The organism is Streptomyces sp. NPDC001714 (assembly GCF_042892755.1).
Classification (GTDB): Bacteria; Actinomycetota; Actinomycetes; order Streptomycetales; family Streptomycetaceae; genus Streptomyces.
Map to the genome: position 1 here is coordinate 177,872 of NZ_JBIAUL010000010.1, position 20,831 is coordinate 198,702.

At 72.7% G+C, this 20,831-nt stretch carries 20 protein-coding genes; 12 read left to right on the forward strand and 8 right to left on the reverse strand.

The annotated features are described in order from the left end of the window. Nucleotides 1-22 precede the first annotated feature (22 nt). Nucleotides 23-502, reverse strand: coding sequence for an NUDIX domain-containing protein (locus tag ACFY0P_RS26135; protein WP_388917663.1), 480 nt, complete (start codon nt 500-502; stop codon nt 23-25). Between the two features lie 67 nt (nt 503-569). Continuing rightward, nucleotides 570-2,183, reverse strand: coding sequence for an apolipoprotein N-acyltransferase (gene lnt, locus ACFY0P_RS26140; RefSeq protein WP_388917666.1), 1,614 nt, complete (start codon nt 2,181-2,183; stop codon nt 570-572). A gap of 254 nt (nt 2,184-2,437) precedes the next feature. On the opposite strand from lnt, the gene ACFY0P_RS26145 reads away from it, so the two are divergent. Next, the gene (locus ACFY0P_RS26145) at nt 2,438-3,409 is read left to right on the forward strand and encodes an O-antigen ligase family protein (protein WP_388918181.1); all 972 of its coding nucleotides are present in this window, start codon (nt 2,438-2,440) and stop codon (nt 3,407-3,409) included. A 138-nt stretch (nt 3,410-3,547) separates the two neighbouring features. On the opposite strand, the gene ACFY0P_RS26150 is transcribed toward ACFY0P_RS26145, so the two are convergent. Together ACFY0P_RS26150 and ACFY0P_RS26155 are read right to left on the reverse strand one after the other, a co-directional pair. Continuing rightward, nucleotides 3,548-4,105 carry a hypothetical protein gene (locus tag ACFY0P_RS26150; protein ID WP_351488072.1) on the reverse strand — a complete coding sequence of 186 codons (558 nt, stop codon included), beginning with the start codon at nt 4,103-4,105 and terminating at the stop codon, nt 3,548-3,550. 89 nt (nt 4,106-4,194) lie between these two features. Further along, complete coding sequence (locus ACFY0P_RS26155) at nt 4,195-4,986, reverse strand: glutamate racemase (protein WP_388917670.1); 792 nt, start codon at nt 4,984-4,986, stop codon at nt 4,195-4,197. A gap of 39 nt (nt 4,987-5,025) precedes the next feature. On the opposite strand from ACFY0P_RS26155, the gene ACFY0P_RS26160 reads away from it, so the two are divergent. Further along, the gene (locus ACFY0P_RS26160; protein WP_388917673.1) at nt 5,026-6,219 is read left to right on the forward strand and encodes a glycosyltransferase; all 1,194 of its coding nucleotides are present in this window, start codon (nt 5,026-5,028) and stop codon (nt 6,217-6,219) included. A gap of 20 nt (nt 6,220-6,239) precedes the next feature. Here ACFY0P_RS26160 and ACFY0P_RS26165 read toward each other — a convergent pair whose 3' ends face one another. Then, nucleotides 6,240-7,595, reverse strand: coding sequence for a TerD family protein (locus tag ACFY0P_RS26165; RefSeq protein ID WP_388918184.1), 1,356 nt, complete (start codon nt 7,593-7,595; stop codon nt 6,240-6,242). Nucleotides 7,596-7,873: 278 nt separating this feature from the next. Between ACFY0P_RS26165 and ACFY0P_RS26170 the strand changes: the two genes are divergently transcribed. From ACFY0P_RS26170 to ACFY0P_RS26185, 4 genes are all read left to right on the forward strand, one after another. Further along, nucleotides 7,874-8,335 (forward strand): DUF6643 family protein, encoded by a 462-nt coding sequence (locus ACFY0P_RS26170; protein WP_388917676.1) that lies wholly within the window; start codon nt 7,874-7,876, stop codon nt 8,333-8,335. 42 nt (nt 8,336-8,377) lie between these two features. Next, on the forward strand, nt 8,378-9,202 hold the full coding sequence (locus ACFY0P_RS26175) for an MOSC domain-containing protein (RefSeq protein ID WP_388917679.1): 825 nt from the start codon (nt 8,378-8,380) through the stop codon (nt 9,200-9,202). Nucleotides 9,203-9,409: 207 nt separating this feature from the next. After that, the gene (locus ACFY0P_RS26180) at nt 9,410-10,015 is read left to right on the forward strand and encodes a hypothetical protein (RefSeq protein ID WP_388917682.1); all 606 of its coding nucleotides are present in this window, start codon (nt 9,410-9,412) and stop codon (nt 10,013-10,015) included. 175 nt (nt 10,016-10,190) lie between these two features. Beyond that, nucleotides 10,191-12,629, forward strand: a complete 2,439-nt coding sequence (locus tag ACFY0P_RS26185) for a right-handed parallel beta-helix repeat-containing protein (protein WP_388917685.1) — start codon at nt 10,191-10,193, stop codon at nt 12,627-12,629. Here ACFY0P_RS26185 and ACFY0P_RS26190 read toward each other — a convergent pair whose 3' ends face one another. After that, nucleotides 12,630-14,879 (reverse strand): hypothetical protein, encoded by a 2,250-nt coding sequence (locus tag ACFY0P_RS26190; RefSeq protein ID WP_388918187.1) that lies wholly within the window; start codon nt 14,877-14,879, stop codon nt 12,630-12,632. A 455-nt stretch (nt 14,880-15,334) separates the two neighbouring features. On the opposite strand from ACFY0P_RS26190, the gene ACFY0P_RS26195 reads away from it, so the two are divergent. After that, nucleotides 15,335-16,153: a DeoR/GlpR family DNA-binding transcription regulator gene (locus ACFY0P_RS26195; protein ID WP_388917688.1), complete on the forward strand. Its 819-nt coding sequence runs from the start codon at nt 15,335-15,337 to the stop codon at nt 16,151-16,153. Between the two features lie 88 nt (nt 16,154-16,241). Next, complete coding sequence (locus tag ACFY0P_RS26200) at nt 16,242-16,712, forward strand: SRPBCC family protein (RefSeq protein WP_388917691.1); 471 nt, start codon at nt 16,242-16,244, stop codon at nt 16,710-16,712. A gap of 4 nt (nt 16,713-16,716) precedes the next feature. Here the strand turns inward: ACFY0P_RS26200 and ACFY0P_RS26205 are convergent, their stop codons facing one another. Beyond that, nucleotides 16,717-17,841, reverse strand: coding sequence for a PLP-dependent cysteine synthase family protein (locus tag ACFY0P_RS26205; protein ID WP_388917694.1), 1,125 nt, complete (start codon nt 17,839-17,841; stop codon nt 16,717-16,719). A 368-nt stretch (nt 17,842-18,209) separates the two neighbouring features. Here ACFY0P_RS26205 and ACFY0P_RS26210 point away from each other — a divergent pair, with 368 nt between their 5' ends. Continuing rightward, complete coding sequence (locus ACFY0P_RS26210) at nt 18,210-18,533, forward strand: hypothetical protein (protein ID WP_301649398.1); 324 nt, start codon at nt 18,210-18,212, stop codon at nt 18,531-18,533. A 214-nt stretch (nt 18,534-18,747) separates the two neighbouring features. Further along, a complete protein-coding gene (locus ACFY0P_RS26215) occupies nt 18,748-19,371 on the forward strand; it encodes an ATP-binding protein (RefSeq protein WP_388917697.1) in 624 nt (207 codons plus the stop codon). A 49-nt stretch (nt 19,372-19,420) separates the two neighbouring features. On the opposite strand, the gene ACFY0P_RS26220 is transcribed toward ACFY0P_RS26215, so the two are convergent. After that, nucleotides 19,421-19,711: an SHOCT domain-containing protein gene (locus ACFY0P_RS26220; protein ID WP_388917700.1), complete on the reverse strand. Its 291-nt coding sequence runs from the start codon at nt 19,709-19,711 to the stop codon at nt 19,421-19,423. Nucleotides 19,712-19,866: 155 nt separating this feature from the next. Here ACFY0P_RS26220 and ACFY0P_RS26225 point away from each other — a divergent pair, with 155 nt between their 5' ends. Further along, on the forward strand, nt 19,867-20,436 hold the full coding sequence (locus ACFY0P_RS26225; protein WP_388917703.1) for a TetR/AcrR family transcriptional regulator: 570 nt from the start codon (nt 19,867-19,869) through the stop codon (nt 20,434-20,436). Between the two features lie 5 nt (nt 20,437-20,441). Beyond that, complete coding sequence (locus tag ACFY0P_RS26230) at nt 20,442-20,831, forward strand: cupin domain-containing protein (RefSeq protein WP_388917706.1); 390 nt, start codon at nt 20,442-20,444, stop codon at nt 20,829-20,831.

Here is a 20,831-nt window from a genome sequence, read left to right on the forward strand (position 1 = left end):
ACATGGCGTCAGCGCACATACTTCAGCTGAAAGCCGTAGCGTCGAACCACGTGGGTGCATCCGACATGGCCTGCTTGATCCGGAACACCCCGAACTCGTTCAGCTCCGGCAGGGCGTCCACGTCGAACCAGGCCACGTCGAGCGACTCGTCGTCGTTCACGCGGGCCTCGCCGCCGACGGCCCGGCAGCGGAACGTGATGTCCATGTACTGGCAGACATCCAGGTTCGGGTAGGTGACGGGCTCCAACGCCTGCACCAGGACCACCCGCTCGGCGACACAGCGCACCGCCGTCTCCTCGAAGACCTCCCGCACGGCGCAGGCCGCGGGCTGCTCCCCCGGCTCCGGAATGCCGCCGATGACCGACCACTTGCGGGTGTCGGTGCGGCGGCCCAGCAGCACTCGGCCGTCGTCGTCGAAGACGATGGCGGTGATCCCGGGCAGCCAGAGCAACTGATGGCCCGCGGTGGCCCGGATCGAGCGGATGAAGTCAGGAGTAGCCATGAGCCGACCCTAACCGCCGGGTTCCCCGCACCCGCCCGAAACCACGGGGCGTACAGCGGGTGTACGGCTACGCGTCACCGGCGCGCCGACCGCGCACTCCGGCCCCGATCGCCCAGCCCACCCCGCCCGCCGCGACCAGCACCAACGCGATCTCGGGCAGGATGCCCAGCCTGGTCGCGGGCGTCTCGGAGGTGCGCAGCGGCACCTTCTGCACCAGGTAGGCGGGCACGAACATGCCGGTCTTCTGGGTGATCTTCCCGTCCGGCATGATGACCGCGCTGACGCCGCTGGTCACCGGCACGGTGACGGTCCGGCTGTGCTCGACCGCGCGGATCCGGGACATGGCGAGCTGCTGGTACGTCATCTCGCTGCGGTCGAAGGTGGCGTTGTTGCTCGGCACGGAGATCATCTCGGCGCCGTGCGTGACGGTGTCCCGCACGTCCCAGTCGAAGGCGGCCTCGTAGCAGGTGGCGAGGCCGACCTTGGTGCCGTCGATGTCGAACACACCGGGCTTGGTGCCCCGGCTGAAGTCCTGGCGGACCATGCTGGTCCAGTCCTTGTTGATCGCGCCAACCAGACCGCGCAGCGGGAGGTACTCGCCGAAGGGCTGGATCTGCCGCTTGTCGTACGTCGCGGTCGGGCCCTTGACCGGGTCCCACAGGATCTGCTCGTTCAGCAGCTTGCCGCCCCGCTCGACGACCCCGCCGACCGAGATGGGCACGCCCATCGCCTTGGCGGCCTCGTCGATCACTGCGGCCGCGTCGGCGTCGGCGAACGGGTCGACGTCGGAGGAGTTCTCCGGCCACAGCACGAAGTCCGGCTTGGCGACCTTGCCCGCCTTGACGTCGGCGGCCAGCTTCAGCGTCTCCTTCACGTGGTAGTCGAGCACCGCCTGGCGCTGCGAGGCGAAGTCCAGGCCGGCCCGCGGCACGTTGCCCTGGATGACCGCGACGGTGACCGAACCGTCCTCGGCCCTGTCGCTCACCAGCACCCGCGCCGCGACCGCGCCCACCACGGGTACGGCCACGCTCAGCAGGGCCACGGCCGCCGCCCCGCGCCGGATCTCGCGCGTCCGGCGCCCCTCGACGGCCAGACGCCCCACTTCGTAGAGACCGAACCCGCACAGGACGACGGCGAACCCGAGCACCGGTGTTCCACCCACCGCGGCGAGCGGCAGGAAGACGCCGTCCGCCTGGCCGAAGGCGATCTTGCCCCAGGGGAAGCCGCGGAAGGGCACGCGCGCGCGTGCCGCCTCGCCCGCGATCCATATGGCGGCCGCCCACACCGGCCAGGCCGGGAGTTTGGAGACGGCTGCCACACCCACACCGACCAGCGCGATGAAGATCGCCTCGATGGCCACCAGCGCGAGCCATGGCCCGGGACCGACCTCGACGCCGGTCCACACCAGCAGGGGCAGCAGGAAGCCGAGCCCGAAGACGTAGCCGAGACCGAGAGCCGCCTTCCAGCTGCGGCCGCGCAGCACCCACGCGAATCCGGCGAAGGCGGGCAGGGCCAGCCACCAGAGGGTGCGCGGCGGGAAGCTGACGTACAGCAGCACTCCGCTCAGCGCGGAGGCGGCGGCCGGGACCAGGCGGCGGAGCAGCCGGAGGGCGCGTGCGCGGGGTGCGGGACGCGGCGTGAGCTGGTCCGACTGGTCCACGGAGGTTGCGGTGACGGTCACCCGGGGAGTGTACGGCGGTTGACCTTGCGGCCGACAGCGCGGTCTCGGCATGCAGGAATCACACCGTTCCCGCGCAAGTCATCCACAAAGCGGGCATCGCCGGTTACGGTGTGCCGAGGCGGGCGGCGGGGCCTGCCGCAGGTCGGGGGACCGGGGTACGGGGGGCGACGGTGGGGTCGACCGGAACGACGTCCGCTGCCGAGAGGGACGCGGACAACGACAACGACAACGACAGACGAAACGTTTCTGACGTGGTGGGCGTCGTGGTGCTCGGGGCGTGCGCCGGATGGCCGCTGATCTCGGCGACCGGCCGCGACGGACGGCCGGAGGGCGTGCTGCTGGCGGTGCTCGCGGTGGCCGCGGGCTATGCCGCGGGCCGGATGTCGGGGGCACTGCTGCCGGTGGCCGCGCCGAGTGCCGGCGCGCTGGCCGGGCTGGCCTTCGCGGTGGCGATGCCCCGGCTGGCGCCGGACCCCCAGTTCACGACTCCGCTCGGCCATGCCGGCGCCGTCGCCGCGCTGCTGGCACTCGCGACGGGCGGCGCGTGCTGCGCCGCGTGGGCGACGCCGGTTCCGGCGCTGCGGATCGGGCTGCGGGTGCTGGCCGCCGGGATCGCGGTGGCCGGGGCGGCCATGGGCTCGGCGGCCGGCTGTGCGGCCAGTGCCGTGGTCCTGCTGTGCTCCCTCGCCGCCGGCCGGATGCGGCGACGGGGTCCGGGCATCGCCGGGCTTGCCCTGGCGGCCGCGCTGGTGACGGGGACGGTCTGGGCGGTCGCCGCGGACGTCCTGCCCGCCGGCCTCTCCTCCGCCCTGGCGGGTCCCCTCACGGAGCACCGCGTCCAGCTGTGGCGGGACGCCCTGCGTCTCGCGCACCGGAACACAGCTGTGGGCGTCGGCCCCGGCCGCTTCGGCGAGCTGAGCGGCACCGCGTCCGAGGCCCTGGTGCCCGACGGCAGGCCGCACTCCGCGCCGCTCCAGCTGGCCGCCGAGCAGGGCCTGGTCGGCGTCCTGCTGCTGGCCACCGCGTTCTGCTGGATCCTCTACGCCCTGTGGCTGTCGCCTCGCGCCACGCCGGTCACCCTCACCGCGGGCGCGGCACTCACCACCCTGGCCGTGATCGCCGCGGTCGGCGACGCGCTGAGCTTCACGACGGTGTCGGCGGGCGCGGGCCTGCTGGCGGGCCTGGCGACGGCGCGGCCCTGGGTGGCGGGGGTGCCAGGCAGTTGAGCCGTACGGCTGGGTCGTGGAGATGTGTGGCCCGGCCACGGATACGGCCGTATGGCCCAGCCACATGTGATCACGCCACACTCGGTCCCGGCACACGCACCCCAGCCACCTGGGGTCCAGCCCCGTGTGCGGCCCGCGTCAGTGGGCCGTACCCGGTGTGATCGTCCGCAGCCGTTCCCGGATGACACGCACCGCGGACTCGGCGTTGTCCACGGTGATCGTGAAGGTGTGGCCGTCCCACAGACTCAGCACGATGCCCTCACCTCGGCGGACGACGACGGCTGTGCCCTTCTCGGGGCGCCAGCGGTAGCCCCAGCCGCCCCAGTGGCGCGGGGTGATCTGCGGGGAGAAGTCGGCGCCGACCACATGGGAGAGCGGAATACGACGGCGCGGTACTCCTATATGACCGCAGCGGACTTCGAGACACTCCCTGTCGAGCCTCAGGTCGACGTGGACGAAGGCGAGGGTGCCGAAGAGGACCAGCAGTCCGGCGGCGATACAGCCCACGACGGCCATCACCAGCGCGGTGACACCCGAGGTCCAGGCCGAGTCCACGGCCAGTTCGATACCGAGCGCCATGCAGGCCGCGCCGACCAGCGCCAGCAGCCACTGGACCCGGTTCGTGGCGCGCCCGGTCCAGACATCCGGGTGCGAGGCGTCCTCGTCCGGGGAGTGGTCGCGGGGGTGGTCCCTCATGTCTACGAGATTACTCAGGTTTCGCTGCGCGGGCACCGCGTCGCGGAGGGTGACTGCTCACATCGGGGGTGTCCCCGGCCCCGGACGGTTCACTGGGACGCGGCAGGACTGGCCGTGCGGAGCAGACGGGCCTCGGCGTAGCTGAGCGCGGCCTCGGGCAGTTCGCCCTCCCGGCCGTTGAGCAGCACTGTCACCGTGCCGGTGGCCGGTGCGCCCGGGGCCGGCTGCGCACCGATGCGGCGCAGCGCCTGCGCGGCCACGGCGCCGGCGGAGCCGTGCAGCACGAGAGGGGCGGCTCCGGGGCGCTGGACGGCGGCGCGGATACGTTCCGCCAGGAGTTCGTAATGGGTGCAGCCCAGGACGACGGTCGTCACGTCGTCGGGGGTGAGCCGGGCCGCCGCGGTCACGGCGGCGTCGATGGCGGCCTGGTCGGCGTGCTCGACGGCCTCGGCCAGTCCCCAGCAGGGCACCTCCGTGACCGGTACCCCGTCGGCGAAGTCCTCGATGAGGCCCCGCTGGTACGCGCTGCCCGTGGTGGCGGGGGTCGCCCAGATCGCGACGTGACCGCCGCCGGCGGCGGCCGGCTTGATCGCCGGGACCGTGCCGATGACCGGGATGCCGGGTTCCAGGCGCGCGCGCAGCGCCGACAGGGAGTTCACGGTCGCCGTGTTGCAGCCGATGATCAGCGCGTCGGGCCGCCGGGCGGCGGCGGCCTCGGCGACGGCCAGGGCGCGCTCGGTGATGCCCTCGGGGGTGCGCGGTCCCCAGGGCATGCCCTCGGGGTCGAAGGAGAGGACGAGATCGGCGTCGGGGCGCAGCCGCCGTACCGCTGCGGTGGCCGCCAGCAGGCCGATTCCGGAGTCGATGAGCGCGATCTTCACCCGGCCACGATAGACGATGGGCCGTTGGGGGCAGGTCGGATGGGGCAGACTGCGCGGGTGAGCGCCATCGCGTGGACCGCCGCCGTATCCCTCGCCGCCTGGCTGTGGCTGCTGCTCTGCCAGGGCTTCTTCTGGCGCACCGACGTCCGGCTGCCGCCCGGGCGCGAGCCCGCCGAGTGGCCGGACGTGTGCGTGGTGGTCCCGGCCCGGGACGAGGCCGCGGTACTGCCCCTGAGTCTGCCGTCGTTGCTGGCGCAGGACTATCCGGGTCGGGCGGAGGTGTTCCTGGTCGACGACGGCAGTACGGACGGCACCGGGGAACTGGCCCGGGAGCTGGCCGCGCGCCACGGCGGACTGCCGCTGACCGTGACCTCGCCCGGCGAACCGCCGGCGGGCTGGACGGGCAAGCTGTGGGCGGTACGGCACGGCATCACGCTGGCAGGCGCGCGTGGCCCCGAGTACCTGCTGCTGACGGACGCCGACATCGCACACGGGCCGGACAGCCTGCGGCTGCTGGTGGCTGCCGCCCGCGCCGGGGGCTTCGACGTGGTCTCGCAGATGGCCCGGCTGCGGGTGGCGAGTCCGTGGGAACGGCTCGTGGTCCCCGCCTTCGTCTACTTCTTCGCCCAGCTGTACCCGTTCCGCCGGATCGGACGGAAGGGCTCGCGCACGGCGGCAGCGGCGGGCGGCTGTGTCCTGCTGCGCGCCGACACGGCGGAGCGGGCGCGCATCCCGGACGCCATCCGGCACGCCGTGATCGACGACGTGGCGCTCGCCCGGGCGGTGAAGGGCACCGGAGGGCACATCTGGCTGGGTCTCGCGGACCGGGTGGACAGTGTGCGCCCCTATCCGCGCCTGCACGACCTGTGGCGGATGGTCTCCCGCAGCGCGTACGCGCAGTTGCGGCACAACCCGCTGCTGCTCCTCGGTACGGTCGCCGGTCTCGCGCTGGTGTACCTGGTGCCGCCGGCGGCGGCCCTGGCGGGAGCGGTCACCGGCAGCACGGCGGCGGTGCTCGTCGGCGCCGCGGCCTGGCTGGTGATGACCGCGACGTACCTGCCGATGCTCCGCTACTACCGGCAGCCGCTGTGGCTCGCTCCGCTGCTGCCGTTCACCGCGTTCCTCTACCTCCTCATGACGGTCGACTCGGCGGTGCAGCACTACCGGGGGCGCGGCGCGGCCTGGAAGGGCCGTACGTACGCGCGTCCCGACACGGTCGCCGACGAAGGCTGAGCCGCCCCTGTCGCCGGGCGTCACTTGCGGCCGGGCGTCCAGTTCATGCCCCAGCCGTAGGCGCGGTCGACGGTCCGCTGCGGGCTCACCCCGCGCTCCGGGACCAGGTAGCGCGCCTCGCGCTGTACGACCAGGTCACCGCCGGTGTTGGTGAGCAGCGCGAGCGCGCACACGGTCGAGGGGACCGTGCACTCGTCCAGGGAGAAGTCGACCGGGGCGCCGTGCTGGGGCTGGAGGGTGACCGTGGCGTGCAGGTCGGCGAAGGAGGTGGCGCCCTGGTAGATCGTCACGAAGACCAGGATGCGGCGGAAGTCCTGTTTGTGATCGAGGTTGACGGTGAGGTTCTCGCCGCTGGACACGGCGCCGGTGCGGTCGTCGCCGTCGAGGTGGATGTACGGGGGCCGGTTCAGGGAGCCGAAGGCGTTGCCGAGCGCCTGGACGACGCCCTTGCGGCCGTCGGCGAGCTCGTACAGGGCGCACAGGTCGAGGTCGAGGGCGCCCACCCCGCCGTTCCGGCCGCCCCAGCCCGGGAGCTGTTTGCGGACCTGCCAGTTGAGGTTGACCCGCAGCGCACCCGAGGTGCCGCCCTGTTTGGCCAGCGAGACGGAGGGGGCCGACTTGGTGAGCGTCACCTTGGACAGCCGTACCGGTGCGGTCGGCGGGGGCGGTGGGACGGGCAGACCCGCGGAGGTCGGCGCCGGATGCTGCGGGAAGGGCAGGCCGCGGGGTTGCGGCGGGGTGACCGGACCGGGGACCGGCGGAGCGACGGGAGCCGGGACCGGCGGAGCGACCGGGGCCGGCGGGGCGCCCTGCGGCATGGGCGGCCGCGCCGGGTGCTGTGGCTCGTCCACCGTGATCCCGAAGTCGGTGGCGAGCCCTTCCAGGCCGCTGCTGTACCCCTGTCCCACCGCACGGAATTTCCAGCCGCCCTGGCGGCGGTACAACTCACCGAGGACGAAAGCGGTTTCCACCGTGGCGCCCGCGCTGTCGAAGCGGGCGACCACGCTGCCGTCGGCCGCGTTCCGGACCTCGACGTAGAGGCCGGGGACCTGCCCAAACGTTCCGCCGTCGGCCGAGGCCGCGAGGACGATCCGCTCGATCGGGGTCTCCACGCGCGCGAGGTCGACGAAAAGGGTGTCCGTGACCAGGTCGCCGGAGCGCCGCTTGCCCTCGTGCCGGACCGCGCCCGAGGCGTGCGCCGGCTGGTTGTAGAAGACGAAGTCGCCGTCGGAGCGCACTTTCCCGGCGACCAGCAGCAGCGCCGAGGCGTCCGCGTCGGGGGCACCCGGACCGGAGCGCCAACCCAATTCGACACGCAGTGCCGTGGTCGGCACCGGCGTATTCGATCCTTTCGGCATTGACATGTCCGCCCCCATCATGTGTCGGCACGCCGGGCGCGCCCCGGCCGTCCCGGTCATCCCTACCCCCACAACCTATTCCCGGGGACAGGGATCTCCCATGAGCGGCACAGGAAGATCCCTGGCCAACTGGCGGTAACCGGCTCGGAACTCGGCCTTTACACGATCCGAACGCTGATTGCCGTCCTTTTTTGCCGAGTTCGCTCGGATTAGGGATCCGGCGTCACTGCCGACACGGAAAACAACCCTCTTATCGGTCTCCCCAACCAGCACATCGTGGGCTTAACTTATGTGCCATGACCTCCCCCCGCTCCACCTATGGCGGCGGCTACTACTCCGCCTCCTTCCCGGACACTCCGATCTACGACTCGCTCGTGGCCGAACGGGGCACTCCGCAGATCGCCCCGATCCGGGTTCCTCCCGCCTACGACGCGCCCAGCAGCTTCAGCAACCTGCCCGCGCTGCCGTCGGCCCTGCCCGCCCTCCCGGCGGGCCCCTCCTCCCAGCCGGCCCCCGGATACGGCTACCCGCAGCAGATGCAGCAGCCCGCGCCGCTGCAGCAGGCGCCCACGGCGTACATCCCCCAGCAGGCGACGGGCCCGCGCGGCTACCCCGCGCAGCAGCCGCAGCCGCCCCGTCCGATGATGGGCGGCACGGGTTACGAGGCGATGCGCCCGGCGGCGCCGCGCCCCGCGCCGACGGCTCCGTACCAGGACCCGTACAACAACCAGCAACAGCAGCAGTACCGCGGCTACTGATCGGCACCCCCCGATGTCCGTGCGGCCTGGCACGATGGCGTCATGGGGATGCCCGAACTGCAGTCGATCCACGTTCACCCGGTCAAGGCGCTCCGGGGCTTCTCGCCCCGGGAGGCCGTCGTGGAGCCCTGGGGGCTGACCGGTGACCGACGCTGGGTTCTGATCGACCACGGGGGAAAGGTCGTCACCCAGCGTGTGCAGCCGCGCCTCGCGCTCGCCGCTGCCGAGCTGCTGCCCGGCGGCGGCGTACGCCTGTCCGCGCCCGGCCGCACACCCCTGACGGTGCCGGTCCCGGAGCCGGGGGTCCTGGTGCCGGTGGACATCTTCGGTACGAAGGTGGAGGCGGTCCTCGCGGCGGAGGCGGCCCATGCGTGGTGCGGCGCGTATCTGGAGGCCGACGTCCGCCTCGCCCACATGGACGCCCCCGCGATCCGCCGCCCGATCGACCCGGACCACGCGCTGCCGGGCGAGACCGTGAGCTTCGCCGACGGCTATCCCCTGCTGGTCACCACGCAGGCCTCGCTGGACGCCCTCAATTCCCTGATCGTGCGCGGCGAACACCCCGACGAGGGCCCGCTTCCCATGGACCGGTTCCGGCCGAACGTGGTCGTGCGGGGCACCCGGGCCTGGGCCGAGGACGACTGGAGACGGATCGCCATCGGCGAGGTCGAGTTCCGGGTCGCGAAGATGTGCGGGCGCTGCGTCGTGACCACCACCGACCAGCTCACCGCCGAGCGCGGCCGAGAGCCGCTGCGGACGCTGGCGCGGCACCGCAGGTTCGGCAACCAGCTGGTCTTCGGCCAGAACCTGGTGCCCCACTCCCCCGGCACGATCCGGGTGGGGGACCCGGTCCGGGTCCTCGGCTGAGATTCCGGGAGCTGGGCGGTGGCGGTGACCGCGCGTCGGGCGATCTCCGTCGCGCTCCGGGAACCCGAGCCCGCAGCCCGGTCGTTGGGGGTCGTGAGAAGTTCATGAGAGTCCCTGCCGAGGGTGATTTCGCTCTCTCTTCGGCCAGGGGCTCGGGTGAACGGACCGGGCGGGGGTTATCACGGAGCGGGAAGGGGGTGGTGGTCGGTGCGAGCGATCCGCGGCCTGTGGCGCTGGCGGCACAATCCGCTGCGCCGCGCGACCGACCTGGCCGAGGCCTGGGTGGCCCTGGCGGCACTGGTACTGATCGTCGTGGCCGCGCCGCTGCTCGGCTCGTTCGTCGGCGCCGCCGCCCAGGACAGCCTCCAGCGGTCGGTCCGGCAGCAGCAGCACGACCGGCATCTGGTCCTGGCCACGGTGGTCCGCAGGCTGGGCGGCGCCCCGGTGGAGCCCGACCCCGACGCCACCAGCGCCCACGACACCCGCAGCCGCGTCCTCGCCGACTGGACGGCACCGGACGGCACTCGGCAGCACGGCCCGGTCCTGACGACCCTCGAATCCCCGCACAAGGGCGACCACTTCGACGTCTGGACGGACCAGAAGGGTGTCATAACGGCCCGTCCGCTGGACTCCGCGACGGCGACGACGCACGCCGTGCTGGCCGGGTTCGGCGCGGCAATGCTGACCGCGGGGCTGGTCGAGGGCGCCAGACGGATGATCGTCTGGCGTATGGTCCGTCGCAGATACGCACGGTGGGACCAGGCCTGGGACCGCGCGGGCCCGGACTGGGGCAAGGCCGGCACGGGCAGCTGACGGCCTTTCCGTCTCTGGTCAATTCACCACCTCGGCGCACGCTACGGTGGACCGGCCGAAGCCTATTCGGCATCGACCCGCGCGTGAGCGAACCGCAGGGGCAGGGCGCCGTCCTCGGTGCCGCCCCGAAGGCGAGCGAGCGATCAGTACGACGAGGTGGGGGCACGGCAACGCCATGGCACAGGGCACGGTCCAGGTGACGCACACCGGAACATCGAGGTGGCGGCGCCGCACGGGTGAGTACGCGTCGCTCGCCGCCGCCCTGGAGGCCGCCGCCGACGGCGACGTCCTCACGGTCGCGCCCGGCACCTACCGGGAGAACCTCGTCGTCCAGCGCGCGGTGACGCTGCGCGGGCCCGAGGGCTCGCCCGGCTCGGTGCGCATCGCCCCCGCGGACGGGGTCCCGCTGACCGTGCGCGCCTCGGCGGTCGTGCAGGACCTGCATGTCGAGGGCCAGGACGCGGCCGCGCCCGCACTGCTCGTCGAAGAGGGCACCCCCGAGCTGCTGGACGTGCGGATCGTCACCCGGTCCGCTGCCGGGATCGAGGTGCGCGGCGGAGCCCGGCCGACCGTGCGGCGGTGCACCGTGGACAACCCGGCGGGTATCGGGATCGCCGTACTCGACGGCGGCGGCGGGGTGTTCGAGGAGTGCGAGGTCGTGGCGGCCGGCCAGGCGGGCGTGGCGGTGCGCGGCGGCGGCCACCCGCGGCTCGACCGCTGCCGGGTGCACCACGCCTCGGGCCCGGGCATGACGGCCACCGGGGAGAACTCCGCGCTCGAAGCGGTGGGTTGCGAGATCTACGAGGTGCGCGGCTCCGGGGTGCAGGTCACCGCGCGGGCCACGGCGCACCTCACCGACTGCGACGTGCACCGCACCACCGCCGACGGGGTCACCCTCGACACGGACGCGGTGCTCACCCTCGCCGACTGCCGTATCCACGACATCCCGGAGAACGCGGTCGACCTGCGCTCGCGGTCGGTACTGACGCTGACCCGGACGACCGTGCGTCAGTTCGGGCGCAACGGGCTGTCGGTGTGGGACCCGGGCACCCGGGTGGACGCCAACCAGTGCGAGATCTTCGACAGCACGGGCGACTATCCGGCGGTGTGGGTCAGCGACGGCGCCACCGTGGTCCTCGACTCCTGCCGGGTGCACGACGTACCGGACGCCCTGTTCGTGCTGGACCGCGGCTCCCGCGCGGACGTCGTCGACAGCGACCTCTCCCAGGTGCGCAACACGGCGGTGTCGGTGAGCGACGGCGCCACCGCGCAGCTCGACGACTGCCGGATCCGGGACGCGGCCACCGGCGCCTGGTTCCGCGACCACGGCAGCGGCGGCACCCTCAACAACTGCACGGTGGACGCCACCCAGACCGGAGTGATCGTCACCAAGGGCGCCGACCCCACCATCGAGCGCTGCACGGTCGACTCCCCGGCCGAGGCGGGCTTCTACGTGTCGGCGGGCGGCCGCGGCACCTTCCAGAACTGCCGCGTCACCGGCAGCGGCGGCTACGGCTTCCACGTGATCGACGGCTGCCGTACGACGCTGCGCAGGTGCCGCACGGAGCGGTGCGCGCGCGGGGGCTACGAGTTCGCGGACGGCGGTCCGGACGCGGGTTCGGGCAGCGGCCCGGTGGTGGAGGACTGCACCAGCGACGAGAGCGGCAGCCTGCGCCCGCCCGCGGCGCGTGAGACGGCCGTACAGACCTCGTACCAGTCCCCCGGTCTGCTGGGCGCGATCCCCGGCCAGCGCAGTTCCGAGCAGGAACCCCTCCTCGCCCCGACGGCGCCCGAGGAACCGGCCCGGACCTCCAAGGCCGTGCTCGGGGAGCTCGACGCGCTGGTCGGCCTGGACAGCGTCAAGCGCGAGGTCCGTGCGCTGACCGACATGATCGAGGTCGGCCGGCGCCGCCAGCAGGCCGGTCTGAAGGCCGCCTCGGTCAAGCGGCACCTGGTGTTCACCGGCTCCCCCGGCACCGGCAAGACGACCGTCGCCCGGCTCTACGGCGAGATCCTCGCCTCCCTCGGGGTGCTGGAGAAGGGCCATCTGGTCGAGGTGTCCCGGGTCGACCTGGTCGGCGAGCACATCGGCTCCACGGCGATCCGTACCCAGGAGGCCTTCCAGCGGGCGCACGGCGGTGTGCTGTTCATCGACGAGGCGTACGCGCTGTCGCCGGAGGACGCGGGGCGCGACTTCGGCAAGGAGGCCATCGACACGCTGGTGAAGCTGATGGAGGACCACCGGGACGCCGTGGTGGTGATCGTCGCGGGCTACACCGAGGAGATGGAGCGCTTCCTTTCGGTCAACCCCGGTGTGGCGTCGCGTTTCTCCCGGACCATCACCTTCAGCGACTACGGCCCGGACGAGCTGCTGCGGATCGTGGAGCAGCAGGCCGACGAGCACGAGTACCGGCTGGCTCCGGGCGCCTCCGACGCCCTGCTGAAGTACTTCACGGTGCTTCCGAAAGGCCCCGCGTTCGGCAACGGCCGTACCGCCCGGCAGACCTTCGAGGCGATGGTGGAGCGGCACGCGAGCCGGGTCGCCCAGCTCGCCGACCCGACCACCGACGACCTCACCCTGCTGTACCCCGCGGACCTCCCCGAACTCGCCTGATCAGCCGCCCGGTTGCGGCCGCTGTCCGGGCAGCTCCGGGCGCAGCCGGGCCAGCAGCCGCTGCCGTTCCTCGGCGAAGGCCGGGTCCGCCTGGTAGTCGGAGTGGCCCAGGATCGGGGCGGGGAGCGGGTGGCCGGGGGTGCGCCCGTAGGCGAGCGGGTCCTTCAGGGGCGTGTGGTCGACTTCCGGTCCGTCACCGTCGGGGACCCGCACCGGACCGCCGATGGGGTCGGTGAGGCGGTAGAGGTTGCGCCAGCAGGCGACCTCGCGGTGCAGGGAGCCGAGTTCGGCGGGGCCGAAGTGGGCCGGGAACCACCGGCCGTACAGCCGCTCCAGCGGCGAGCCGTACGTCAGCAGGGCGACCCGTCTGCGGACCGACGGGGTCAGCTGCCAGGCGGCCGCGGCGGCGAGGACGCTGCCCTGGGAGTGGCCGGAGATGACCAGCCGACCGCCGGTGCGGCGGGTCCAGGTGTCCATCCGCCAGGTCAGGTCGGGGACGGCGCGCTCGGCGTAGCAGGGCGGGGCGAAGGGGTGGGCGGCGCGCGGCCAGAAGGTGCCGACGTCCCAGAGGATGCCGATGGTGCGCCGCGCGGAGGCGTCCTTGTAGGCGCGCCGGCCCCAGGTGACGAAGAGTACGAAGCCGAGCCCGACCAGCCAGGAGCCGAGCGCCTGCGAGGTCTGGGCCGCGCCGTGCACCAGGGCGTACGTCCGGTCGGCCGCCGCGTCCGGGGTCTTGCCGGTGGTCAGCGCGCCCACCAGCGCCCCGGCGCCCAACACCAGCGTGGCGGCGCACAGCACGGTGACGACGAGCGGCGTCCGGTCGGTGAGGACGGCCATGGCCCGGACCCGGGCGATACGGCGGCTGCGGGCCGTGTCCTCCGGCTCGCCGGGGTGGCCGAGGGCGACGGCGGCGCGTTCCACGCGGCCGAGCCTGGAGGTGCGCCAGGACAGCCAGGCGACCGCGGCGAGCAGCACCACCAGAACCGGCGGGATCACCGACGCCTGCCAGGTCAGCAGTACCGGAGGCCCGGCGATGGAGGTGCCGGTGCCGTCCAGCCAGTCGGAGACCCGCTGGGCGACCCCGCCCGAGATCACCCCGCCGAGCGCGCAGGCCAGCAGCGCGACCGCGGGCCCGCCGAGGCCGCGCATCGCGGCGCGCGGATCGGGCAGCCGGCGGTGCAGGTCGTGGGCGACGACCGCGAGGACGATCACCAGCCCGCCCTGGGCCAGGGCCAGACCGCCGAAGGTGGTGTCCCCGGCGAGCCGCCCCACCGAGTGCCACCCCGGCCGGGACCAGCCGGCGTACAGCGCCACGAGCACCAGCAGGGCGAGCGCGCCGAGCGGCAGGCGTCGTACGAGGTGCCGGTCGAGCTCCTGGTCGAGGAGGTTCTCGCTGCGGCCCCGGCGGCAGACCACCCACACCACGGCGAGGGCCCCGGCGATCAGGGCACCGGTCAGCAGCCACCCGGTCGTGTCGAGTACGGCGGTCCCGCCCCGCCGGCGGTCGAAGGCGGCCGCCGGCGCGAGGACCGCGGCGGCGACGGTGAGCAGGCCCGCGGCGGTGTGGGCGGCACGCAGCCGGGCGACCAGCCGGCGCCCGTACCAGAAGCCGGGGCTGCCGAGGGAGGTGTGGCCGGGCTCGGGGTCGTTGGCCAGGGGACGAGTCGACTCGTAGGCGCTCCAGGTGCGGTGCGAGAGGTACCAGAGCAGGCCGGTCAGGGCGGTGGGGACCAGGGCTGCCAGGGCGAGGCGGCGGCCAGGTGCGCTCCACCAGCCGCCGTCGGAGCCGGCCGGTGAGAGGAAACCTAGCCAGGTGTGCCGACGGGCGCAGGAGGTGACGCCCGCGCACTGCCATGCGGCGAGGTCCAGGGCGACCTCGCAGGCGGCGGCGACCAGTAACACCGTGAGGGTGAGCCCGGCGAGCCGGACCAGCAGGCCGTAGAAGCGCACGGTGCGCGGCCGGTCCTCGGCGGCGGGGCGCATCCAGTGCGCGAGGTTGACCACCATGAACGGCAGGAGCAGCAGCCACAGCGCGCGGGAGGCGTTGCCCGAGGTGAGGTTGCACCAGACGTACGCCTCGGACACCGTGCGGTCCCGGTAGTCGCCGGGCCGGGACTCGGCGTCGACGTCCTCGGCACGCCGGAAGACGGCGGCCGTGTCGTCGCCGGTGATCCGCACCGTGCGCGGATCGTCGAGCATCTTCTCGGGCGTGGTGCCGCCGACCCCGTGGACCAGGAGCTCCAGGTCGATCCCCGGTGTGGAAGGCCGCTCGGCCGGGTCGGGGTTCGCGGTCGCGGGCCGCTCGGCCGGATCGGACTCCGAGGTCGCGGGCCGGCCGACCGGCGCGGTCCCCGCCACGGCCGGCCGCTCGGCGGGACCTCTGCCGGTGGTGCGTTCCTGCGCGCGTTCCACTCTTCTCGCACTTCCCCCGTGACGCGCCGATGGTCTGTGTCCGTGCGGGTCTCAGGATCGCCGATTCCGGTGTGACGCACACCACTCGTCGCCGAATCTCCCCGTTGTGTGTGACAGCCCGTGCAGCACACGGTGACCAAATGACATGTGTGCACCGACACAGGGAGTGGCGCAACCTGTGTGGTCCCGTGAAAGGATGGGGCGCCCGCGCACCGGAGCCGAACGGAATGTCCTGGTCGAAGCCGGTACGCAGGGCGTGTCGGACGGCTTGAGGCGAGAGGACCGGAGCGTACGTGAGCGAGAACCAGAACCTCCTCGCGGAGCAGCGCCGCGCCCTGATCCTGGACGAGGTCCGGCGCCGGGGCGGCGTACGGGTCAACGAGCTGACCCGCAAGCTCGGCGTGTCGGACATGACGGTACGCCGGGACCTGGACGCGCTGGCCCGGCAGGGCGTGCTGGAGAAGGTGCACGGCGGTGCGGTGCCGGTGGTCGAGGCGAGCACCCACGAGCCGGGGTTCGAGGCCAAGTCGGGGCTGGAGCTGACCGCCAAGGAGGACATCGCCCGGACCGCCGCCGAACTGGTCGTGCCGGGTACGGCGATCGCCCTGTCCGGCGGCACGACGACGTACGCGCTGGCCCATCATCTCCTGGAGGTCCCCGATCTGACCGTGGTGACGAACTCGGTGCGGGTCGCGGACGTCTTCCACGCGGCCCAGCGCGTCTCCGGGCAGCGCCAGGGCGCGGCGACGGTGGTCCTGACCGGCGGGGTGCGCACCCCGTCCGACTCCCTGGTGGGCCCGGTGGCCGACCAGGCGATCGCGGCGCTCCACTTCGACCTGCTCTTCCTCGGCGTGCACGGCATATCGATCGAGGCAGGCCTCTCCACACCGAACCTCGCGGAGGCGGAGACCAACCGCCGCCTGGTGCAGTCGGCCCGGCGGGTCGTGGTGGTCGCCGACCACACCAAGTGGGGCACGGTGGGCCTCAGTTCGTTCGCCAAGCTGGAGCAGATCGACACGCTGGTCACGGACGCCGGGCTGCCCGCCGACGCGCGTGCGGAGATCTCCGAGCATCTGCGCCGGCTGGTGGTGGCAGGCGAGGCGGAGGTCTGATCGCGTCGGCGGTACAGACATCTGACGGACCGCCAGTTATCGTGGCGGAGCCGGTCAACCGCCTTATCGGCCAAGGGGGTTCTCGTCCATGGCACGCCGACTGCGCCCCGTGGGGCTCGACTTCGTCGAGACCGCGCCCGTACGCCTGGTCTTCGCGCAGGAGATGTCCGCGCCGCCCGAGCGGGTCTTCCACGCGCTCAACGACGACGTACCCGGCTGGGCGGAGTGGTTCGCCGCGGTGACCCACGCCGAGTCCGTCGACGACGGCGCCGGTCGCGACATCCGGCTCAAGGGCGGCGGGCGTTTCCGGGAGACGATCATCGCGGCCAAGGAGGCGGAGGTGTACGCCTACCGGGTGGACCTGACCAACGCCCCCGGTGCGCACGCCATCGCCGAGGAGTGGCGCCTCGTCCCGTCCGGCGGCGGCACTCGCGTGCAGTGGACCTTCGCCGTGGACGGCACGGCGCCGTTCCGCCTCGTGGTCAAGGCGGCACGCGCGGGGCTGGGCCGGGCCTTCCGGGCCGCGGTCACCGAACTGGACCGGCGCCTCTCGCGGTAATGGCTCAGCCGGGCCAGACTCCCGTCTCCAGCAGCGAGCCGATCGCCGCCGCGTAGGGCGCGATGTCCAGACCCTGTTCGGCGAGCCACCTGTCCGAGTAGTACTTGTCGAGGTACCGGTCCCCCGGGTCGCACAGCAGGGTCACCACACTCCCCTGCCGTCCCTCGGCCACCATTTCGGCGACGATCTTCAGCGCACTCCACAGCCCGGTGCCGGTCGACCCTCCGGCCTTCCGCCCGATCGCCCGCTCCAGTGCCCGCACCGCGGCCACGCTCGCCGCGTCCGGCACCTTCATCATGCGGTCGACGGCTCCGGGCACGAAGCTCGGCTCCATCCGAGGCCGCCCGATGCCCTCGATGCGGGACCCGCAGTCGCAGGTGACGTCCGGATCGCCGGTGGTCCAGCCCTCGAAGAAACAGGAGTTCTCGGGGTCGGCGACACAGATCCGGGTGTCGCGCTGGGTGTAGTGGACATAGCGCGCGAGTGTCGCGGAGGTGCCACCGGTCCCGGCCGTGGCGACGATCCAGGCCGGCTCCGGGAACCGCTCCAACTCCAGCTGGCGGAAGATGGATTCGGCGATGTTGTTGTTGCCCCGCCAGTCCGTGGCCCGTTCGGCGTAGGTGAACTGGTCCATGTAGTGGCCGCCGGTCTCCACCGCCAGGCGCGCGGACTCCTCGTACATTTTCCGGGAGTCGTCCACGAAGTGGCACTGTCCGCCGTGGAATTCGATGAGCCGGCACTTCTCGGCGCTCGTGGTGCGTGGCATCACGGCGATGAAGGGCACGCCGATGAGCTTGGCGAAGTACGCCTCGGAGACGGCCGTCGAGCCGCTGGACGCCTCGATCACCGGGCGGCCCGGCCGGATCCAGCCATTGCACAGGCCGTACAGGAAGAGCGAACGGGCCAGCCGGTGCTTGAGGCTTCCGGTCGGATGCGTCGACTCGTCCTTGAGGTACAGGTCGATGCCCCAGGCCTCGGGCAACGGGAAGCGCAGCAGGTGGGTGTCCGCCGAGCGGTTCGCGTCCGCCTGGACCTTGCGGACCGCCTCTTTGAGCCAGTCGCGGTAGACGGCGTCGCTGCGGTCGACATCGAGGGTGGCGCCGGTCCGGATCTGCGGGGTGGTGCTCACGACGGGGCTCCTTACGCTTCGCGCCGACAGCGTCCGAACGCGGCCGACGCATCGATCATAAACACCTTCCGCACGCTTCTCACCTGCATAAACGCATCTTTGGGCGCCTCAAAGGCACCCCTGGGGAACAGTGCCGAACACTGGCGCGAACGCTTCGGGGGCGCATTGCGGCGAGTGCTCCGAGCGCCCCCCGCCCGGCGGTCCGTGCGTACTGGTGCTCCGCGCCGAGGGCGGGCAGACTGCCACCGGACGGGACGAAGGTCTCGAACGGGGGCGCACACTGGATCACGACACGAGCCGGAGCGCGCCGGGCCGGGGCCACAAGCTTCCGGACGGCGACCGACGTACTCGAAAAGGGGCGGGGCAGGATGGCGGAGCCGGAGTTCACGGCGACGGGCGTGCGGATCGACAAGCGGCTGCGTTCGCTCACCCGGGCCGGGCAGGTCCGGATAAGGGACGGCAGGCTGCAGCTGCTGACGAGCTACGGCAGCGAGATCGACAGCGCACCCGTGCAGGCGGTACGGGCCTCGAAGCCATGGTTCGCGTCGGAGGACCGGGCCCTGGCCGACCTCAACGGGCAGCGCTACTCACTCACCCTGGGTGACCATGATCCGGCGCCGGGCGAGCCCGGTCCGCCCGCGGCGCGCCGCTTCATCGAGGCGGTACGGCGGGCCGCGGGGCGTGACCGCTGAACCGCACGGACCTGCGGGGCGTGACCGCTGAGGTACGGCGAGTTGCGGGACCGAACGCACTGGGTCACGCTTGTCTCACGTCACTCTGGGTTTACCGGCGATAACGCTGCGAACCAGCCCGCCGGCCACGACAGCAGGCGGCCCCATGGACGGCGGCGCCCTGCTGGATCCGTTCTCCGTGTTCTTCCGGACCTCACGTCGGGGAGTCGCAGCCGTGATCAAACACCCAAGCAGACACTGCTCGGTGGAGCTCCAAGCATTGCCCTCGCGGATCGGCCAGGTCCGCAGAATCGTATCTGCGCAGCTGCGCTACTGGCATCTCGATCCGTTGATCGACCGGGCCGCACTCGGTGTGACGGAGTTGCTCACCAACGTCCACCGGCACGCCCAGACCGACAAGAACTGCACCGTGGAGATCGAGCTCCAGCTCGACCGCCTCACGGTGTCGGTCCGTGACCACGATCCACGCCTTCCGGTGCTCGAGGACGGCACGGAGATCGCACCGATGGCCACCTGCGGGCGGGGGCTCGCGATGGTGGCCGCGGTCAGCGAGAGCTGGGGGGTACGGCCGCACGACGACGGCAAGGTCGTGTGGTTCACCCTGCCGGCCCCGGCGGCCACACCGAAGGCGGCCCACCCACAGCGCCGGGTCGCCGAACCGGCACCCCGCCGGATCATCGACCCGGAACCCGCGACCGCCGGTGTGCCCGTTTCCGCGCCCGCGACCGCTGGTGTGCCCGCCTCCGCGCCCGCGACCGCCGCCCCAACCCCCGCGCACGCGACCGCCGCTGCCCCCGGTGCCGCACACGCTCCCGCCCGCTCGGCTGTCGCCAGTTGAGCGGGCGGTGAGTCTCCTCGCCGAGTCTCTCCCCGGCATTACCGCTTCTTCACAGCGTGCCGCCCTTGCCGATGCGGCCGAACTGCTCCTCCAGGACGGACAGCCTGCGCCAGTACTCGTCCTCGTCGATCTCGCCGGAGGCGAAGCGGCGGCCGAGGAGCGCGAGCGGCGAGTCGCCGGACGGACGACCGGCGTCCATCGGACGCCAGGGCCCGCCCCGGCCGCGCCACGCGGTGCGGCGCAGGAACGTGACGACGCCGATCACGACGGCCGCCCAGATCAGCGGGAAGAACAGGATCCACGGGCCGGGCCCGCCGTTCCAGTTCGCCAAGGTCTGCATATCGGTCTCCCCAGGGTCTCGTTGTGATGTGTCGAGACTGACCGCCCGGAGGGGTCCGGGTCGTCGTGCAGCCGACGGCACCGGCCGTACCTCTTGGGGAGTACGCGCCGATGGGGCCCTGCTCCGAAAAGCGCCGACCTTCTGTAACTACTAGTATGTACAGTGGGCGTATGAGCACGTCGGAGAGGTTGATCGAGTCCACCCGCGAGCTGTTGTGGGAGCGCGGCTACGTCGGCACGAGCCCCAGGGCGATTCTGGAGCGCGCGGGTGCCGGCCAGGGCAGCATGTACCACCACTTCAAGGGCAAGCCCGACCTCGCCCTGGCCGCGATCCGGCGGACCGCCGAGGAACTGCTCGCCACCGCCGAGGGCGTACTCACCGGACCGGGCACCCCGTACGAGCGCATCGAGGCGTATCTGCGGCGCGAGCGCGATGTGCTGCGTGGCTGCCCGGTCGGCCGGCTGACCATGGACCCGGACATCATCGCCAGCGACGAACTGCGCGCGCCGGTCGACGAGACGCTCGACCAGATCCGGGAGCTGATCGCCGGGATCGTCGAAGAGGGCAAGGAGCAGGGCCAGTTCGGGCCCCTATTGGACGGCGAGGAGATCGCCGCGACCGTGCTCGCGACCGTACAGGGCGGCTATGTGCTCGCCCGGGCGTCCGGTTCCCCCGCCGTGTTCGACGCCGGGGTGCGCGGACTGCTGTCCCTACTGAGGAGTTGACGTACGTGCACATCACCAGACAGCGCCCGGACACCCGGCAGGGCCCGGCGGAGAACTTCACCGGCACGGTGTGGCTTGACGAGGTGGCCGCGCCCGCCGCCCCGTCCCGGCTGCGCATGTACAGCGTCCACTTCGCGCCCGGCGCCCACACCGCCTGGCACCGGCATCCGCACGGCCAGGTGCTGCACGTCCTGGAGGGCGAGGGGCTGGTGCAGCGCGAGGGCGGCGAGCCGGAGGCGATCCGCGCGGGCGACACGGTGTGGATCGAGCCGGGCGAACGGCACTGGCACGGCGCCGGGCCGCGCAGCTTCATGACGCATCTCGCGGTCGTGGAGGCCGCCGGCGACGGCACGACCACCGAGTGGCACGAGCACGTGACCGGCTACCCGGCCTGA

What these genes read in the sequence shown, in the direction of transcription:
- ACFY0P_RS26170 (WP_388917676.1), top strand. Translation starts at nt 7,874, where the DNA reads ATGACCTCCCCCCGCTCCACCTATGGCGGCGGCTACTACTCCGCCTCC.
- ACFY0P_RS26200 (WP_388917691.1), top strand. Translation starts at nt 16,242, where the DNA reads ATGGCACGCCGACTGCGCCCCGTGGGGCTCGACTTCGTCGAGACCGCG.
- ACFY0P_RS26135 (WP_388917663.1), bottom strand. Translation starts at nt 502, where the DNA reads ATGGCTACTCCTGACTTCATCCGCTCGATCCGGGCCACCGCGGGCCAT.
- ACFY0P_RS26165 (WP_388918184.1), bottom strand. Translation starts at nt 7,595, where the DNA reads ATGGGGGCGGACATGTCAATGCCGAAAGGATCGAATACGCCGGTGCCG.
- ACFY0P_RS26185 (WP_388917685.1), top strand. Translation starts at nt 10,191, where the DNA reads ATGGCACAGGGCACGGTCCAGGTGACGCACACCGGAACATCGAGGTGG.
- ACFY0P_RS26225 (WP_388917703.1), top strand. Translation starts at nt 19,867, where the DNA reads ATGTACAGTGGGCGTATGAGCACGTCGGAGAGGTTGATCGAGTCCACC.
- ACFY0P_RS26150 (WP_351488072.1), bottom strand. Translation starts at nt 4,105, where the DNA reads ATGAGGGACCACCCCCGCGACCACTCCCCGGACGAGGACGCCTCGCAC.
- ACFY0P_RS26160 (WP_388917673.1), top strand. Translation starts at nt 5,026, where the DNA reads ATGGGGCAGACTGCGCGGGTGAGCGCCATCGCGTGGACCGCCGCCGTA.
- ACFY0P_RS26220 (WP_388917700.1), bottom strand. Translation starts at nt 19,711, where the DNA reads ATGCAGACCTTGGCGAACTGGAACGGCGGGCCCGGCCCGTGGATCCTG.
- ACFY0P_RS26175 (WP_388917679.1), top strand. Translation starts at nt 8,378, where the DNA reads ATGGGGATGCCCGAACTGCAGTCGATCCACGTTCACCCGGTCAAGGCG.
- ACFY0P_RS26210 (WP_301649398.1), top strand. Translation starts at nt 18,210, where the DNA reads ATGGCGGAGCCGGAGTTCACGGCGACGGGCGTGCGGATCGACAAGCGG.